The organism is Methylomonas sp., assembly GCF_023228165.1.
In the GTDB taxonomy this organism is placed as follows: Bacteria; Pseudomonadota; Gammaproteobacteria; order Methylococcales; family Methylomonadaceae; genus Methylomonas.
In genome coordinates this window covers 132782-150550 of sequence record NZ_JALOBS010000012.1, presented here as the reverse complement: position 1 = coordinate 150550, position 17769 = coordinate 132782, and the positions used below count along the sequence as shown (strand labels likewise).

The following is a 17769-nucleotide window of genomic DNA, read 5'->3' as shown; positions in this document are numbered from 1 at the left end:
TTTTTGGGGATGGTGGCTCATTTTTCGTGCATCATTATACCAAAAAAACCTTTATTATCATTATATATCAATAAGATGAACTTACTGAGCAGACTCTAAATAATTCTGGATCGAGTTTGTCACTGGGTTTACCGAGCTTGATGTCCATATTAGTCTCCTGACTGGATGGGATGGGGTTGATTACATTAAATCTGGTTTATGGCAGCGACGCTTACGTCGCGACTAACAGTCTCAAATCGCGACGTAGGCGTCGCTCCTACCTGGGTTTTAATCACGCTGCTGATATAAATGACAAAATAGCGCCACCCGATAATTACCGCCATGACGCACAATGCCTGAATTGGCTATTTCTTCAGCAAGTTCTTCTTGCCGACGTTTGCGCTGTTCTTTATCCAGTTGTTTATTTCGTTCCAACATACGCACGGTGCGATAGGCAAAATAGCTGTGCCAGAGGGCATTTTCCGGTCGTTCCGCGACTTTTTCCGCCATCTCAATCAAGTTCAGTAATCCGTAGACATAACCAGTACTCAAAGACTGCGCGTCGCTGAGTTGTTGCAACCGTTGCCTGCGATTAATAGTCAGTTCATGGAAGTCATCCCAATTCATCTGTTGATTAAAACAACTCACTGCATTTTTAGGTAGGTGGTTTTTTTTATCTTCAAAGGCTTTCGCTTGCTCCAAGGCAATTTCCGCCATTTCCCCCAATTGAGTTATCGGCAGTCCCGGTTTGGTGGTGCTAATTCCGGCGGAAAAGTGTACCTGTGGATTGGCTGCCACGTAGTTTTGAAAAGCTTGTCGCATGGTTGAGGCGAGTTTGATTTGTGATAACCAGGGGCCAATCAGAAAGAAATCGTCACCACCGGCAAATACGGTGTAGGTATTGCGGTAACTGGCATCAGATTGACAGTGCCAGGGCAGGTAGACGGTAAAAAAGTTATTGATTTGTCGTGACAAGGCTGCCGTTTTGCTAAAACTGGCGTTGTTGCCCAGGCCGTCTTTGAAGATATTGCCCAAATTATCAATGTCGCCTTTTAGGGTTGAGAGAGCGGTGATGCCTTGCCATTGATGATTTTCTTGCAGGATTTTGTCTTCGCAAGCCATGTGATTGAGGGTTTTGGCATCGCCCCAGTCCAGCTTGGGTTCGTTGCCGTATTTACCTAGTTTATGCTCAGCTTCCGCACTGTCATCAAATCTGGGTACGTAGGCGTTGATGTTACGGCGGGCGTAACCGTTCCATAAAGCCTGATCAGCAGATTTTGGTAAAGAAAAGTCCCAAGCTCTTAATAAATTGCCGTTTTGCGCTTGTTCGCCAAATTTGCCTTGTTCTTCTTCCGATTTGGCAAAGCTGATGTGATAGCCAAAAATTGTTATTTTTAAGGCGTGCTCCATGTTTAGCGTGTCGCGGGTAATTAAAATCCGCTCACGTTCAGCTTTGGCTAACCAGGTGCCGGTGTTGATTTGGTCTAATGCTAACTCACTGATGTAATCTTGGTTATCGAACAACTGCGTGGCAGGTGAGCGGCCGTCGATTTTGCAAACACCCATGTCTTTGTTAAAGCTGTTTAAATACTCGCTAAATACAATCGAATCTTTCGGCTGCCTACACAGTTCAAAGCGCTGGTTTTTGATGATTTCCAGCTGTTTAAACAATTTTTCGATCAGCTTTTTATAAGGGCTGGGTTCCAAATCTTCTGCTTTGCCACGTTTGAAATCCCCACAAGAAGCCTCTGTCCAGGCTAAACCCACACCGGCTTGGCCAAAGCTATGCGCTAAAAACCATTGATCCAGTTCTGTTCGTACTTGTTTTAACGCGCTTTTGCTGTCATCGGTATTGGGCGCCACAATCATAAATTTGCCGGCGGCGTTGATGACTTGGCTAGTGGCAGGTAAATTCAAAGCGTCCAATACTTTCAATGCCGCACATTCACTGAGCAAGGAAACATAAAACGAACGGCCACGTAGCAGCTTGGCTGCACGTTTGTTGGTTTCGCCACCGCTGGCGAAAATGAAATCCTGAATACCAAAGAAGTCGCCCTGGATTAGTAAGAATTTGGGTTCTTTCCAACTGGTTTGTTGGTCTTTTAAAGATTTAGCCGCCGTTTCATCAGTTTGACCTTTTTCGAGGTGATAACGCCACAAGGCCGTCGCCAAGGCCGCTGCAACCCGAGAATGGTCGTACAAGGAAACATCCGGGCGAACATTGAATGCGGTAGCCGATGGTATGGCCTGGGTATACACGCCCCACGCGGTTTCAAAATGATCCAGCCACAACGACCAGTTATTGCGGTGGGATTTAGGCAGTTTGGTTAAGGCTTGCGTAAAGCTTTGCCACAGCTGGTTATATTCTGACTGGGCTTTTTCTTTATCGTTATGCTCATACCCTGATGCTTTAACCGGGAAAATGCTATCGGGTGATAACGGTTTAAGCGGATAACGGTAAACAAAATCGTGCTTATCCAAATTGGATTTGTTGATTTGTTCAAACAGGGTTAGTTGCCGGGCTGTGTAATGGTTTTTACCGGTTGAGGTGCCTTCTTCTGCTTGGTTATATTGCTCGAACTCTTCTCGATCAAAACCTGATGCTACGCGATCAGCTGTTGCAATAATCCATTGCAAAAAGCTTTCGGGTCTGTGATGTTTCGCCGCTGCATTGATAAACGAATCGTCTACATCTTTAGTTTTCCATGAGCCGAAAGGTGCAAAGTCTGTACCTTTTAGGTCCGGCATACATTCTTCGATTAAATCCATTGCCAAACCAGTATAGGCGGCATGGACATGACTAAACCAGCCCTTATCATCCACATGTTTTTTACGATGAGGGCAATACAGATGTTTGTTGGCATTCAGAGTTTCTTGATTGACCGGGATTTTCGCCCGCTCGGCAAACTTGCCCAAATCGTGTAAAAAAGCCGCCAGCGCAATGCGACTCGATTGTTCCAGCAAAGGACTGATAGTCATCCTCGTTTCTCCTATAGATACTCAATTTGTTCAATTGTCAGGCCAATTCGATAGCTGGTTTTAGGCCTCTTACCCCTAGCTCCAATCAAATACGCCTGTGCGGCATGTCTGAGGGTTTGCTGCAGTTTTTTGTTGATTCTGGATTTACGCTGCTCAAAAAAGCTTTTACTCATGCCGTTCTTTAAGGTTTCGACGGTACGGTCGGTGCCGCCTAAGGCACCGTGGACGCGGCGGTATTGCGCCAAATATTCCTTCGCGTATTCCAAATCCGCAGCTCCATCGCTGGGGCATTGCGGAGCGGGTTGGCCGTCCGCTTGGCGCTGCAGCAGCCACAAATAAAAGGCCAGGTCGGCGGGGATGAGTTTTAGCGCTATATCGTGCGCAGTCAGCGTTCGTTTGCTCAAATCTACGGTTAAATGAGCTGGCCCTACGGATTGTTGGGCATTGGCCACGCTTTGGCTAAAGCTGCTTTTGCCTTCCAATAGGGCTTGATCGAGGCCATGTCGCAATCTGACAAAGGGAATGTCGGCCAGCATGACTTCGGCTTGCTGGGTATCCAGCGGTTTACGGCTGGCATCATTGGCGTAGATAACTTGGGAATAGGGCGTTGGATAGTAAAACTGCGGATGCGATTCGTAATCCGCCGACACCAACACGTGACTGAGCCTATCCTGGTTACGACCATAGAGTGACAAAGCGTAGCCGGCGTAGAAGCCCATGGTTTTACGGCCACCGGCAATCGAAACATGCAGACTGGTGTCCGGGTCGGCAGTAAAAGTTCTGATCCATTCGGTGATGCCGTCGGCCATAGACTGGTTGTCGGACTGGCTGCGAATATCGTTGAGTGCTTCGCCATTGGCTTGCTGCAGAATATGGATGTGCTGTTCGGAAAACTCGGCTGCCGACAAGCGATAGTCGGCATAAAATCGCCCCAGCCAGCCGTCGTTGATGAGTGTTAGTTTGGCGCGTTGGCGGCCTTCCGCCGTGGTCAGGATATGAATGGCGGTGGGCAGATCGTCACCTTGGCCATACAAGGCATACAAGGTTTCGGTAACGACTTGTGGGGTTAAACCGGTAACGGCCAGTAAGATAATTTGCTTGTTCATCCGTTGATTGTCGCTGGCCTTTGGTTTTATTTGTGGGTTGGCAAGCTTTTGGCCTTGATGCTGTAGGCGCCCATTCCCATGCTGGTGGCTTTACCGACATGGGTCCATTGTCCTAGCCAAAGGTAGGGCCAGAAATCTTCAAGTCCGTTGGTATCCAGCACGATACTGCCAACCAATCCGCCCAGATTCATTTCGGTTTGTTGGCGTGAAGAATAGCGGGTCCAGTCGTACCATTTCAATTGCTGCGCTACGATTTGCACTTGTCGAGCTCTTGCGGTGAGGCCGGCAAAATCGGTATCCAGCGGCGTATCGGTATGAAAGTAACTAATCATGGAAATGCGCCTAAGCAAATTGCTGAACAGTGCTCCAAAGTTAAAATCCTTGGCCGTCAGATTTCTCTGGTCATGCTTGACTCTTACAGGAGTAACGAAGGTCAGCTCCACGCTTGCGGGCAACTCGGGAGTTTCGGGCGAGATTGCGGGTTTTTGTGGGCGTAATTCTCCTGCTTTATATATACAGGCGCCATTACCTTGAAAATCGATTTCGTCGATTTTTTCAAGTTCAAAAATCTGTCGATGACCGCCTATTCCCTCTTTCCCTGCCATTTGCAGGGCGTGAATTAGGTACGGAAAATAACGCTGACCATGGCCGAATAGGGTCAAATCGATACTGTACGATGCCTCGCTCTCTGTTTTTTCCGGAAGGCGTAACACAAATGGGTGTGGCGCTGCAGTGTATTTGCGCATTTTTTCGGTATCAGCCGGAGGCGGCGTTTCGAATATATAGCTGTACGCGCAGGCATTTTTCAACAAACATTGGTTACAGGGTGTGTTTCTAACTACACAGACCGTGCGTTTTAATGCGTGTCCTAACGCGCCCCGCCACGCAGAGCCTGGATACTCTGGCAAATGAATAGGTTTAACGGTGTCGAAGTAAAATCGGTAGGTTTTAAGCGGAATTGCGGGATATATGTTCGAAATCATGATTTGACCTCCTTGTCTTATTTTCGGGAATCTAACAAGCAAGGTCTGTTTTGGCAAGCTTTTCAAAGCCGTTGATACGCTTTCTTGGGATCATATTAAACAGCTAGGCACAAAAAAGCCGCGATTTACGCGGCCTTGAAGGGGTGATCGGGACTGTTGGGGACAGCCTGAAACATCATTCAATGTTCTGAATCTGCTCGCGCATCTGCTCTATCAGTACTTTCAAATCGATGGATATTTGCGTCATTTCTCTGTCGGCGGATTTGGAACCCAGCGTATTGGCTTCACGGTTCATTTCCTGCATTAAAAAATCCAACCTGCGGCCGATGGGTTCTTTTTGTTTGAGAGCGCGTAACACTTCCGCCACATGAGTTTGCAGGCGATCCAGCTCTTCCGTCACATCCAGTTTTTGCACCAGCAGCACCAATTCCTGCTCCAGCCTATCGAAGTTAGGCTCGGCAACCAACTCAGTAATGCGGGCAATCAGCTTATTACGCAGGTTATTTAATACCTCCGGCATGCGTTGATGGGCTGTCTCCACCAGCTGACCGATTTTTTCGCAACGGTCGCTTAACAAAACGGCCAGTTGCGCGCCTTCGCGGGCACGCGTCTCCAGCAATTTGTCCAGCGTAGTGTTTATTAGGTAAATAATTTTTTCCTGCAATGCCTCTTTATCGGTTTCCGCTTCTTGTTGCACACCAGGAAACAGCAACACATCCAAGGCGGAAAAAGCGTGCGGATTGGTCATACAAGCTTCTATTTCCGCCGTGACCGCCAGCAATTTTTGCAGGGTTTCCGTATGAACGTTGAAGCTTTGGCTGCCCGGCTGTTTTTTGTAGCTCAATGCACATTCAATCTTGCCGCGCTTGAGCTTATCCGCCACCAATCGGCGCAAATCCGCCTCTACAAAACGCAGCCGTTCGGGCAATTTGACGCTGACATCGCTGTAGCGATGATTCACCGACCTTAGTTCGCAAAGGATGGTTAGGTTGTCGACGCCAATCTCGCCGTCTGCAAACGCAGTCATGCTTCTTATCATTTTTCACCTATAATCGCCGCGATACCTCGCGAAACGCATAAACAATGGCCGAATATTACGATCCGGAAACGTACCCGCAGCAGTGGAATTATCTGCAATCTGGCACCATTATAGATCAGTACATGATCGAACGTGAGCTTGCGCACGGCGGCTTTAGCTCCGTGTACTTGGCCAGGCAACTGGAAGATCAGGTACAAGTGGCGATTAAGGAATACCTGCCGCGTAAGCTGGCGCACCGCACCTGGAACAATATCGTGGTACCCAATAGCGAGGAAAACCTCGCCATGTTCATGCGCGGGCGGGCGCTGTTTTTTGAGGAGGCCAAGGCATTGGCTTCCTTAAAACACCACAACATCGTGGAAGTGATTAATTTCTTTCAGGCCAACGAAACCGTGTATATGGTTATGACCTACGACTACGGCCTGTGCCTGGACAAAATTCTGCACAGGAAAATCCTCCCCGCCACAGAATCCTTCTTATTGACGGTATTTAGTCTATTGCTAAAAGGTATCGAAGTTATCCACACCCATCAACTCGTGCATCTGGATATAAAACCCGCCAACATTTTGATCCGCGCCAATAACGATCCGCTATTGTTGGACTTTGGCGCGATACGCAAATTTCCCAGCCATCCGTCCAATCACCGCGCCAAAGTGTTGACCAACGGTTTTTCGCCCATAGAACAATATGACAATCATGGCCGACTGGGGCCTTGGACCGATATCTACGCCGTTGGCGCCAGTATGCGTGCCTGTCTGGACTTAAAAATACCGCCAGCCTCCACGGACCGGGTCAAACAGGACACCCTGCCCTTAGCCAGCAAAATCTACAAACGCAAGTATCCGGAATATCTCTTGAATGCCGTCGATTGGGCAATGGCCATATACCCGGAACAACGCCCGCAAAGCGTGGCCGAATTGGTTCAGGCCTTAACCCCGTGAGCGCCCACTAACATCCATCGTACCCGCCAGCCCGATAGTTCAAAAACCGGCGGGTAAAGCCAGTATAATAAGACAATTTTTATCCTGCGAGACCAACATGAGACCAAGCGGACGCAACCCGGATCAACTGCGCGACATACGTTTTACCTGCCATTACACCAAACACGCAGAAGGATCGGTTTTAGTCGAATTCGGCGATACCCGGGTGTTGTGCACCGCTAGCGTCGACAATAGTGTCCCGCGTTTTTTAAAAGGTAAAGGCGAAGGCTGGGTAACCGCGGAATACGGCATGCTGCCGCGCTCGACGCACAGCCGCATGGACAGGGAAGCGGGTCGAGGTAAACAAGGAGGGCGGACCCTGGAAATTCAGCGCTTGATCGGCCGCTCGCTGCGGGCCGCGCTGGATATGAAAGCGCTGGGCGAACATACCATCACCATCGATTGCGATGTCATTCAAGCCGACGGCGGCACCCGCACCGCTTCGATTACCGGCGGCTTTGTGGCTTTATCGATCGCTATCGAACATTTGTTGAAAACCAACCGCATCAAAAAAAATCCTCTGCACGGCCAAGTTGCGTCCGTATCGGTAGGCATTTTTGGCGGCATTCCGGTATTGGACCTGGACTACGCCGAGGACAGTCAGGCTGAAACCGACATGAACGTGGTCATGAACGAAGCCGGGAATTTTATAGAAGTGCAAGGCACGGCCGAAGGCCACGCCTTTAGGAAAGACGAACTCAATGCCATGCTGGAGCTGGCCGAACACGGCATTAACCAATTGCTTGCCAAACAGCAGGAGGCGCTGGAAATCGCCAAAAACCCCCGTTAATCGACACTACCAGGGCCAACCCGTCGCCTCATGAATTCAATTGTGTTAGCCAGTAGCAATCCCGGCAAAATTCGCGAAATTCAAGCCATATTGCAACACGACAATATTTTGCCGCAATCGCAATTCAACGTCGCCGAACCGGCCGAAACCGGCTCTACTTTTGTCGAAAATGCCATTATCAAAGCCCGTAATGCTGCTCAGCATTGTCAATTGCCGGCGATTGCCGATGATTCGGGATTGGTAGTGGATGCCTTGCAAGGTGCGCCGGGAGTCATTTCGGCCCGTTACGCCGGCGTCGGCGCATCCGACCAAGCCAATCTGGAAAAACTGCTGCTGGAGATGCGCGGCATCCCCAGCCCACGACGCACGGCACGTTTTATTTGCGTCATGGTTTATTTCCGGCATGCCGGCGACCCCACGCCCATTATCGCTCAGGGCGTTTGGGAGGGTCGGATTCTGGAAGCAGCCGTCGGCGACAACGGCTTTGGTTATGACCCGGTATTCTGGCTTGAATCTCACCAATGTTCATCCGCCCAATTGACGCCGGACATAAAAAATCAGCTGAGCCATCGCGGCCAGGCGTTACGGATTCTTACCCAGCAACTGACCGGCCGGTGAATAAAACGCTGTTAAAAGCGGCTGGACAATTTACCCCCCGCCAGTCCATTCAAACCATTACTCCACTGGGGAATGGTTTGATCAACGATACTTTTTTGGTCGAAACAGCCTCGGACAGCTTTGTCTTGCAACGCATTAATGCCGGCGTATTTCCACAGCCGCAACTCGTCATCCACAATCTGGCGAAATTGAACCGGCACATCAGGCAAAAACCTCGAGATTCAGTAAAATTAAGCATCCCCGAGTTACTGTTAACACAAGCGGGCAGGCCGTTTTATCAGGATGATGAGCAGCAGGTATGGCGATCCTTGGAATTGATCCAGCCGGCCGAAAGCCGCGAACAAATACATATCGATACGGAAGCCGCTCAAGTCGGTTTTGCGCTGGCGCATTTTCACCGCCTCTGTAGCGATTTACCGGCCGATTCACTGCACGATACCCTGCCGGGTTTTCATATTACCCCCAGCTATTTTCAGCGTTACCGGCAGTTGCTGGCGGAACCGTTAACGGTGGAAAAAGACCCCGCCTTTTTAAAGTGCGAGGTATTTATCCACGCCCACCATAACCGGCTAGACGTTTTGGAATTAGCCAAACGCCGCGGAGCGCTGCCCATCAGGGTGATTCACGGCGACCCAAAACTCAACAATTTTTTGTTTCTGCCAGGAAGCGAGCAAATTATCAGTCTGATTGATTTGGACACCGTTAAGCCTGGGCTACTACATTACGATATCGGCGATTGCATACGCTCCTGCTGCCGAAATAAGCAAGACAACAGCTTTAACCTGGCCCACTGCCAAATCATCTTGCAACATTATCTACAGGAAGCCGGCGATTTTTTCACAGCAAGCGATTATGACTATCTTTACGCTGCGATCTGGTTAATTCCCTTCGAACTCGGTCTGCGTTTTTTTAGCGACTACCTGGCAGGTAACCCATATTTCAAAGTCAGCGAACCCAAACAAAACCTGGTACGGGCATTAGGGCAATTCACTTTCTGCGAGAGTATCCATAACCAACAAGAATCCTTATTTTCTTGCATTCAAGCACTTAAAAACAGCTACAGGGTAAAAACCTAAAACCCACCAAACCTGCACAAGCAGGATTAATCATCATCAAAAACCTACTAAAAAACTAAGTTTTTTTGACAAAGCTTGGGTAACTGGAAGACTATTGTCAACAATACGACCCAGTCATTCTCATTGGCTTTGGCGGATTCGCTTCTCAACAAAAATAATATTCAAGGAGACAGCATCATGATGGCTACTCATACAGTTACCCATACACCCGTTTCCATACCCGGCCTAGACCCCTCGCTGCTCGAACAAATCATCGACAAATGTTTTGAAAAAATGCAGGACGACTACCGGGTCAATCGTTTTTTTAACAGCAACCCGCTGCCCGAACAAACTAAACCGCTCAAAGCTCTGATTAAGAAACTGTTGACCGGGGCAAGGATGAACGAACATCTGGATTTATTGGACGATTTTTTCACCGCGGCCTTTGCCCGCAGCAATGCTAAACCCAGCTTGGTAACCGGTAACGACTTTGCCTTTTTGTTAGACGTGATCGGCGGCCAGGATATTCAAGTCATTACCCCGCTGTGCATGTGCCACAGCTTCCTGCTAAAGCTGGGTCCAGACGATGATCATTACGATATTTTGTTGGAACACTTAAGCGCGGCCATCAGCGAGTTAAAGGTCGGCAAGGAATTGTCTCAACAGTTACTTGAGGTTGCCGCCAGCGGCAGAGAAGGCGCATTGGGTAGACTTCCGCCCAACGACTGACCTCTTAACGTAATATCAGCCGGCCTGAGTCCGAACAGGATTCAGATTTACTGCAAAGTAACAACCTATTCGTTTTATTGCCAGAAAGTCTAAAATATTCTTAATTTATTACGGTATTATTAATCCGGAATTTAAACCACTTTTATTTAATGGAATTAATCATTGAGATCGATATCTCGATCCCAGACAATTTAGCAAAATACCTGTCTGCTCCGGGCTATTTTTATAAAATAAACCTCATTATATAAATGGTTTATATACATTAGAATCAATTTCAAAAAAACACGCATTTTTATTAAAAAACAAACATAAGCCTTTGATATAAAACAGACAATAAAAATATCAGCAACCTAAAGACTGATTTTCAATGTATATAGTTTTCCGTGCGCCATCCAGAAAATAATCTAATCTCCGAGTTTTATTTGTCCGACTATGGTAGGATGAATTTGCTACAAAGTGGCAGCTAATTAGCCATACGATTATCATTAAATTGTTTTGTTAATTAGTATTACAACACCTCTAACAATTGGATTTAAAAATGGTAAACATTAAAAAAATTTTGGCGTCTTTGGTTATGACATCAGCTTTAGTATTGTCTTCAAATGCTTTTGCCGAAGGCGCAACCGACGCCAAAGTCAGAGCAGCAGGCGAAGGCACAGTGGCTGCAATGGAAAAAGCGGTCAGCCTGAATTCTGAAGGCGCAGATAAAGATCAAGTTGAAGATGCATTGAGAGAAGCTCGCGGCCTGCAAAAAGAATTCCGCTTTGAAGGCACCGAGCGTTTACGTCAAAAAGCTGGCGACAAAATGCGCGTAGCGCGTACCCAGGTTAAAGACGGTGATGCGGGTGCAGCGGCTACCTTGCAAGAACTGTTGGATATGTATAAAGAAATGATGCAGATTTATAACGCGAACCACTAAGCCTCGCGCGACTGCAGCCGCTGCTAAACGGCTGCAGCAGCATCGCTTAGTTTTCCGTATCGAAATGATGCATAGCGCCGATCAGCGGTGTTCTGGGATTTAACGCCAACTTGACCGACACTTTACCCAATAAGGCTTGAAAACGCCCTTTAGAGGTAAACCCCATCATGAATCCGCCGGCCTGCATGGCAGACCGTATTTTCGGGCCGATTCCGCCACCGATAAACACTCCCCCGGTAGCAAACGACTTCATGAACAAATTACCGGCTTCCGCACCGTAAATTTCCACAAACATTCTCACCGCTTCGCTACACAAGGCATCCTCGCCATTGATACCCAGACGGGAAATGATGGCATTCCGATCGACACCATCCCCCCGGCAGGATACCGGATTCGGCACAGCCGGGCAGGGTGGCGCAAACTGGCTCTCGACCAGAAAATCGTACAGGTGACTAAAACCGACGCCCGATAAAATCCGTTCGTAACTGACATGCTGCGGAAATTGCCTACGCAGAAAATGCAGCAACTTATCCTGCTGCACGGTTTGCGGCGCAAACGAGCAGTGCCCGCCTTCGCTGGCAATAGGGTGATACCGCGCTCCGTCCCAATACAAGATTGCTTCGCCTAATCCGGTACCGGCGGCTATGACGGCAATATTGCCGGATTGCGGCTCGGCATTGGGGTTAAGCTCGACGAAATCATCGGCTTCCAGATGCAGCATACCAAAGGCCATGGCCTCCAAGTCGTTAAGCAACCTGACTCTTGGAGTATCCAACTTGGTTTTCAGTAATTCAGCATCCAGGGTCCAATTCAGGTTTGTCGCAAAACAGCGCTGGTCAACCACCGGCCCCGCCACGCCAAAACACGCCGAATCGAGCTGTACATTTGCCGGCAAAAACAACCCCAAAATCTCATCAAAGCTGTCATATTCGCCGCTGGCAAAAGTATGCTCCCGAACGCATTTCAACAGGCCACCTGCATCCTTCTCCAGTAAAGATAAAACCGTTTTAGTACCGCCTATGTCGCCGGCAAGAATCATGGTCGACCTCGTTAATTTTGATTGTGATTGAGCAAATACACCAGCGCATCCAGAATGCCGTTGGCTAATGCGTGCGGCGGCAATTGGTAAAATGCCTGCCAAGCCAGCGAGACGTATTCTTCATAATGATCATGATATTGAGGGTGTGCCTGTAACCAGCAGATCCTTACCGCGTGCCCTATCAAAATATCGGTGACCAAGGTGTCCTCAATATAAAGGTCGGGATTATTACGCACAATGGATACCAGGGCCCGCAAGGCTTCCACGCTTAGTTGCCGGTATACCGGCGCCTGAATTTTATTTAACACATGATTGATGTGCAGCCTGAAGCTTTGCTCGCCGGCCGTCATCTGAGCCAACATGATGTCACTGTCTATGCGGCGCTTGCTGTTGTATTTCTCGCCTATCATCAGGCCTTTGCAGTGATGCAACAACTCCCAGACACCGCTGAAAAACTCCTCATTCTCGCGCCCGACGCTGCCCTGTTGTTCACGCCAGGCATACCAGTCTTCCGCGCCGCCGAAATGTTGCGGATCCATGCTGACCGGGAATCGCGCCGCGCCAAGGCCTTGCTGTTCGCCTTCGTAGCGCAAGGTTTCCACTCGCCCCAATTGGGATTCGCTGTTGCTGTAATCTTCCAGGGTTTCCTGCACTAATCGCGATAAGCAATGCGGCGGCAACGCCAAGATCTCGTTGAAGGCGGCATCCAGCGAACTACTGCTGAGACGCTTTTGCCGGGCGATGATCAATTGCAGAATATGGCCAACCCGAATGGTATGCATGTCGGCAAACAAATCCGGGTTTAATTTGATCAGCATACCCAGATAAATAATCAATTCCTGGGTCAGAATCTGCTGACTGCTGTCGTCCGGATTAAAGGTGCGTATGGTTTCCAAAATCTGCCAGGAATCGGTCGGCCTGCGCAAGGTCGCTTTGCCGCTGTAAGCGCGCCCCACCGTCAAACCGTGTTGACGCACCAAAATTTCGGTAGCCGCCTGTTCCAGATTGATGTCGTATTTACCTAGTAGTCCCGCGCAGCGGCGCACGATTTGCCAGAGATGCAGATCGCCGGCGCGCAGATACACTTCCTCCACTAAGTCCCGGACTCTGGCCATTTTTCCCCAGCCATTACTCAGGCCGCAGCTATGGTCCAGGCCGTGGCGCTGGGCCAATAAAGCCAATGCTTCCAGTTGCGCAAACAAGTTACCGTTATGTTGCAATTCGGCAATCAACGCCTCATCGCTGCCTATCTCCCATTCGGTCAGTTGGTAACTGTGCAGTTGCCGAGGCACGGAATTGCAGCGTGCTAATAAATGGGCAACCGGCCGTTCCGGCCCGTTCCACATCACCTTGGAAAATTTAAAATCATGTAAATAGCCGATTTTTTCCCGACAAACCGTATCCAGAAAATCGGCCAATGGCGCTAATCGAATCGAGACACCGTTCAGAATACCGGTTTGCAGTTTTTGGATAAAACCCAGCAAGACCTGCCCGTCTTCCCCCGCCAACATATTCCGTTTGATATTGATAACCACCAAAGGCTGACCGGGCTTGTCCCAATGCTTGGCGATATAAGCCAACTCAAGCCGCAAACGCTGAATCAACAACTGGTTATCCATGGCGATGTAAAAGCCTTTTTGATCCAGAAATTGCGGCAGGAACAACAACGGTTCGCCAGCCAGCTCATAAAGCTTGGAAGTGGACAGGGTGCGCAATTGCCGCAAAGGCCGTCCGCTTAGACCAATACGATCGTTACGGCCGACTTGGGTATAAGCCGCTGCCAGCTCGCTGGCTTCCCGCACCTGAATCGGCGCAATTTCCGCACGCGTCTGACAGGGAATCCCCTGCCGGGTTAATTCCGCCTGTACCACTTCGTCTTCAGCCAGCAGAGCAACTTGCACGCCCGAGAGAGGCTTTTGTTCCGAGCCCTGATGCCGACCCAGCGGATCGATATCCGCCAGATCGATAAAACCGTCCTGCAGCAAGCAACCCAGAATGAACAGGCTTTGCGCCCATACCAAAGGCACATTCTCGTTAGGGTTGCGTTGTTGGCTGTGCGGATTGGCTTTTTCGGCCTCGACCGCTTCCGCAGCCACCCAGTAAAGCTCGGGCAACAGCCATTGGCCGTTTTCTTCCACACGTAGGGCTTCCAGTCTACGGCGATAGTCCAATGCACTTTGCCCGTCGCCTTTAAACAGACTGTTCAGCAATAGATAGCAGAAAAACAGCGGCCATTCGCATTCAATGTCGGCAAACTGCTTGAGCTCATGCGGTTCGTAGTGCAGTCGGTTGTGGTCTTCCAAAACGGTTTGATGGCCATCCAGTAAAAAACGCTTGCAGCCGTACCGCCCTTGCAGTTTGTCCACGATCGCTGCCTGGGTTTTATGACGTAACTGCGGATTATCGACCGCAAAGGCGGGAAAACCGGTCACGCTCAATACCGCCGCATCAACCTCCTTGGATATCGACTCGCGCGGCAACAATGATTCCAGGGTGATGCGAGTACGGGCAATATCGTCACTGACCACATGTATGATAGAACTCTGCCCGCCGTCCTTACCGAACAAATTAAAATTGGCCAGCGCTTCCAAAGCCGCCTTGGCCATGCCGATGGAACTGGCATTTAATTCCGCTTGTCCGTGATTCATTTTGTTGCCGCGTTCCCAGATGCCGTAATCCGGGGTGCGATAAGCGCGGCTGATGTAATGCACCAGGTTTTGCACGAAGTTGACTTCATCCAGCGTAAACACGATACGCAAGCCGGAGGCGATCATTTGCACCAGCATCAGCAGAAACAACGAGGTGGCATCCAACTGCAAATGCCCCCACTCATGATCGCCGACCACCACATCGCCGCTATGCGTATCGTATTTGGCGTGCAAGGCGTCCATAGGATCCTGGCTATGCTTGAATTTTTCCACTTTAGCGGACTGCCGCATCATGGCGGTCAACAGGCCTCGCATCAGTTTGACGACGCTTTGCTCCAACTCGTAAGTCCGATCGGGGCGGTCGCCGCCGCGCCGGTATGCCAATGCCAGACCCCAGGCCGCCAGAATGCTGTAGACATTATCGCGTACCCAGGCGTCGGTGTAATTGCCGTGCGTGGTGACCGCGGTACTGGCCGGCAATAAACCGCTGACCCAATCCTGCCGGTTAAGAATAATGCCTTGCACCTGACGATAATAACTTTCCAGGCCATCCGGCGTCGAAGAGGGAGAATGGCCCGTGGGTGCTTGGGTCGCTGACATGCTCTGGCTGAAAAATTGTTTATACATCAATGAGAAGGAGCTTATGCCTTAGGTAAGGTGACGCCGACCTGTCCCTGATATTTCCCGCCTCTATCCTTGTAGGAGGTTTCGCAGATTTGATCGCCGCCGAAAAACAACATCTGCGCCACGCCTTCATTAGCGTAAATTTTGGCCGGTAGTGGCGTAGTATTTGAAAACTCCAGCGTCACGTGACCTTCCCACTCCGGCTCCAAAGGCGTGACGTTGACGATGATGCCGCAGCGGGCATAAGTCGATTTGCCCAGACAGACTACCAAAACATCGCGAGGAATTCGGAAATACTCCACGGTCCGAGCCAATGCAAAGGAATTGGGCGGAATGATGCAAACATCCGACTTTACATCGACAAAACTGCCTTCGTCGAAATCCTTGGGATCAACGATGGTGGAATTAATATTGGTAAAGATTTTGAATTCGTTGGAACAACGCACATCGTAGCCGTAACTGGATGTGCCGTAGGAAATGATGCGACCCTGTTCGGATTCCCGCACCTGTCCGGTTTGAAACGGTTCTATCATGCCGTGTTGCGCGGACATACGGCGTATCCATTGGTCTGATTTTATGCTCATGTGGCTTGTTGCAATTAAATAAATAAACAAGCGATCAAAATAGCATATTGAAGCGGAAAAATTTACTCTTAATCCGCGTCAACCCGTTGCAACAGCTGATTTAATCTATCCCAAGCCGGCATTTGGGAAATAATGTCTTCGATGGCACCGTTATTGTGCACTTGCACTGCGTAATTACCCTCCTCGGCAGTCAAAGGTTCGCTGGCGTTTTTTAATACATCCAGCACCGCATTATCGGCTTCAGAAGCATCGTTTCGGCGCTGGCTTATCCGCTGCCGTTGTAGCATTTCGTCGATACTGACATCAACGATGGCAAACGGTATTTCCAGCTGACGGGCCAAACTGAAAAATCGCCCACGTTCCGCCTCCTTTAAAAAGGCCGCATCGACCAGCACCGAAAAGCCCGTTCGCAGCATGTCGCCGGCCAACCGCAGTAAATGCCGATAGGTTTTTGCGGTGGCTTCCGGACTGTAAATACCGCCATCCTGACCGGACCGACTGGCTTGATGCGATTGCAATCCAAACAAGCGTTTGCGTTCGACATCGGAGCGAATCCGAATAAAACCCAGCCGCTCCAGGACAAGTTGCGATACCGTGGTTTTACCGCAGCCCGGCAGACCGTGGGTGATGATCAAGCCTGTTTTTGGCGCTCCGTAAAACTGCTCGGCCAAGTCCAGATAACGCCAGCATGCCCTCCGACCGTTTGCGCCACCCAGTTGGGCGGCACGAATAGCGCTAACCTTAGCCATCACCATGGCCCGATATCCCGAATAAAACCGTAACACACCCAAGCCCGCATAATCGCCGCTGGTTTGCAAGTAGGCATCCAAAAAAGCATAGGCCAGATCGGGCCTATGCCGCTGTTGCAGATCCATCAACAAAAAGGCAATATCGTTCATGACATCGATCCAGCGCAAAGCCGGATTAAACTCGATGCCGTCAAACGGGGTCGGCTTACCGGCAAGCAAAACGATATTACCTAAATGCAGATCACCGTGACATTCCCGCACTTGGCCAGCCTGCAAGCGTTGCTCAAACTGGCTCCGGCACGCGGCAAATTCATGCTCACTCGTCGCCCTCAAGCGGGTAAGCCGTGCCCCATACGTTTCATCCAACAACACAGCCAGTTGCTGAAAATTTTGCTTGGCTGGAAACGCCACCGCTTCCGCGTCGCCATATCCGGAATCGGCCGCGGCCGGCGGCAAACCGGCGTGAAACTCAGCCAGGGTATTGGCCAGGCTTTGCATATGGTGCCGCGTCAAAACGCCGCGTTCCAGCACATGATCCAGTAAATCCGCTTCGGCAAAACGATGCATTTTGACGGCATATTCAAAAACCGGCTCGGTATTGAATACCGGCTGCCGTGGACTACCCCCTATACCGACCACGTCCAGATACAGGCTTGGCGCCAGCCGCCGATTAAGACGCAGCTCTTCCCTGCAAAAAAAATGTCGCTGGTCTAATGCGGAAAAATCCAGAAAGCCGAAGTCGACCGGCTTTTTAATTTTGTAAACATATTCGCCAGCCAACAAAACCCAGGATATGTGTGTTTCCAACAAGTGTATCGAATCTACCGCATGCGGGTAACAGGCAGGGTTTTTTAGAGACTCGATTAATGTGCAATCCAAATCGCCTTTAACCATGGACCTTCCTAGTACTGAAATGAAAGCCGGAAGCAAGGCGTTTAGAACGCCGAA

Annotated in this window: 14 protein-coding genes; 6 read left to right on the top strand and 8 right to left on the bottom strand. The window is 49.8% G+C overall.

Features of this window, described 5'->3' with window-relative positions:
- Positions 1-267: 267 nt before the first annotated feature.
- The 4 genes from cas10 to M0R33_RS11175 all read right to left on the bottom strand — a co-directional run bounded on the left by cas10 (position 268) and on the right by M0R33_RS11175 (position 6086).
- Positions 268-2958, bottom strand: coding sequence for a type III-A CRISPR-associated protein Cas10/Csm1 (gene cas10, locus M0R33_RS11190; RefSeq protein ID WP_292568793.1), 2691 nt, complete (start codon positions 2956-2958; stop codon positions 268-270).
- 11 nt (positions 2959-2969) lie between these two features.
- Complete coding sequence (gene csm6, locus M0R33_RS11185) at positions 2970-4064, bottom strand: CRISPR-associated ring nuclease Csm6 (RefSeq protein ID WP_292568791.1); 1095 nt, start codon at positions 4062-4064, stop codon at positions 2970-2972.
- A 26-nt stretch (positions 4065-4090) separates the two neighbouring features.
- Positions 4091-5047, bottom strand: coding sequence for a CRISPR system precrRNA processing endoribonuclease RAMP protein Cas6 (gene cas6, locus M0R33_RS11180; protein ID WP_292568788.1), 957 nt, complete (start codon positions 5045-5047; stop codon positions 4091-4093).
- A 175-nt stretch (positions 5048-5222) separates the two neighbouring features.
- Positions 5223-6086 (bottom strand): YicC/YloC family endoribonuclease, encoded by an 864-nt coding sequence (locus M0R33_RS11175; RefSeq protein WP_292568786.1) that lies wholly within the window; start codon positions 6084-6086, stop codon positions 5223-5225.
- A 44-nt stretch (positions 6087-6130) separates the two neighbouring features.
- Between M0R33_RS11175 and M0R33_RS11170 the strand changes: the two genes are divergently transcribed.
- From M0R33_RS11170 to M0R33_RS11145, 6 genes are all read left to right on the top strand, one after another.
- Positions 6131-7027 carry a serine/threonine-protein kinase gene (locus M0R33_RS11170; protein WP_292568784.1) on the top strand — a complete coding sequence of 299 codons (897 nt, stop codon included), beginning with the start codon at positions 6131-6133 and terminating at the stop codon, positions 7025-7027.
- Positions 7028-7124: 97 nt separating this feature from the next.
- Positions 7125-7856, top strand: a complete 732-nt coding sequence (rph, locus tag M0R33_RS11165) for a ribonuclease PH (RefSeq protein ID WP_292568782.1) — start codon at positions 7125-7127, stop codon at positions 7854-7856.
- A 30-nt stretch (positions 7857-7886) separates the two neighbouring features.
- A complete protein-coding gene (rdgB, locus tag M0R33_RS11160) occupies positions 7887-8474 on the top strand; it encodes an RdgB/HAM1 family non-canonical purine NTP pyrophosphatase (protein ID WP_292568780.1) in 588 nt (195 codons plus the stop codon).
- Positions 8471-9550 carry an aminoglycoside phosphotransferase family protein gene (locus M0R33_RS11155; RefSeq protein WP_292568777.1) on the top strand — a complete coding sequence of 360 codons (1080 nt, stop codon included), beginning with the start codon at positions 8471-8473 and terminating at the stop codon, positions 9548-9550. The genes rdgB and M0R33_RS11155 overlap by 4 nt, the downstream gene beginning before the upstream one ends.
- A 177-nt stretch (positions 9551-9727) precedes the next feature.
- Positions 9728-10258: a hypothetical protein gene (locus tag M0R33_RS11150; protein ID WP_292568776.1), complete on the top strand. Its 531-nt coding sequence runs from the start codon at positions 9728-9730 to the stop codon at positions 10256-10258.
- A 538-nt stretch (positions 10259-10796) separates the two neighbouring features.
- Positions 10797-11177, top strand: coding sequence for a hypothetical protein (locus M0R33_RS11145; protein WP_292568774.1), 381 nt, complete (start codon positions 10797-10799; stop codon positions 11175-11177).
- 46 nt (positions 11178-11223) lie between these two features.
- Here M0R33_RS11145 and glk read toward each other — a convergent pair whose 3' ends face one another.
- The 4 genes from glk to M0R33_RS11125 form a co-directional block, all read right to left on the bottom strand.
- Positions 11224-12216 (bottom strand): glucokinase, encoded by a 993-nt coding sequence (glk, locus tag M0R33_RS11140; RefSeq protein ID WP_292568773.1) that lies wholly within the window; start codon positions 12214-12216, stop codon positions 11224-11226.
- A gap of 11 nt (positions 12217-12227) precedes the next feature.
- Positions 12228-15464: a glycoside hydrolase family 15 protein gene (locus M0R33_RS11135; RefSeq protein ID WP_292568771.1), complete on the bottom strand. Its 3237-nt coding sequence runs from the start codon at positions 15462-15464 to the stop codon at positions 12228-12230.
- 41 nt (positions 15465-15505) lie between these two features.
- Entirely contained in the window at positions 15506-16072 is a 567-nt protein-coding gene (dcd, locus tag M0R33_RS11130) for a dCTP deaminase (RefSeq protein WP_292568769.1), read from the bottom strand.
- Between the two features lie 68 nt (positions 16073-16140).
- Positions 16141-17715, bottom strand: coding sequence for a bifunctional aminoglycoside phosphotransferase/ATP-binding protein (locus M0R33_RS11125; RefSeq protein ID WP_292568767.1), 1575 nt, complete (start codon positions 17713-17715; stop codon positions 16141-16143).
- Positions 17716-17769 lie beyond the last annotated feature (54 nt).

Coding starts and splice junctions, on each gene's coding strand:
- cas10 (WP_292568793.1), bottom strand. CDS start 2,958: ATGACTATCAGTCCTTTGCTGGAACAATCGAGTCGCATTGCGCTGGCG.
- csm6 (WP_292568791.1), bottom strand. CDS start 4,064: ATGAACAAGCAAATTATCTTACTGGCCGTTACCGGTTTAACCCCACAA.
- cas6 (WP_292568788.1), bottom strand. CDS start 5,047: ATGATTTCGAACATATATCCCGCAATTCCGCTTAAAACCTACCGATTT.
- M0R33_RS11175 (WP_292568786.1), bottom strand. CDS start 6,086: ATGATAAGAAGCATGACTGCGTTTGCAGACGGCGAGATTGGCGTCGAC.
- M0R33_RS11170 (WP_292568784.1), top strand. CDS start 6,131: ATGGCCGAATATTACGATCCGGAAACGTACCCGCAGCAGTGGAATTAT.
- rph (WP_292568782.1), top strand. CDS start 7,125: ATGAGACCAAGCGGACGCAACCCGGATCAACTGCGCGACATACGTTTT.
- rdgB (WP_292568780.1), top strand. CDS start 7,887: ATGAATTCAATTGTGTTAGCCAGTAGCAATCCCGGCAAAATTCGCGAA.
- M0R33_RS11150 (WP_292568776.1), top strand. CDS start 9,728: ATGATGGCTACTCATACAGTTACCCATACACCCGTTTCCATACCCGGC.
- M0R33_RS11145 (WP_292568774.1), top strand. CDS start 10,797: ATGGTAAACATTAAAAAAATTTTGGCGTCTTTGGTTATGACATCAGCT.
- glk (WP_292568773.1), bottom strand. CDS start 12,216: ATGATTCTTGCCGGCGACATAGGCGGTACTAAAACGGTTTTATCTTTA.
- M0R33_RS11135 (WP_292568771.1), bottom strand. CDS start 15,464: ATGTCAGCGACCCAAGCACCCACGGGCCATTCTCCCTCTTCGACGCCG.
- dcd (WP_292568769.1), bottom strand. CDS start 16,072: ATGAGCATAAAATCAGACCAATGGATACGCCGTATGTCCGCGCAACAC.
- M0R33_RS11125 (WP_292568767.1), bottom strand. CDS start 17,715: ATGGTTAAAGGCGATTTGGATTGCACATTAATCGAGTCTCTAAAAAAC.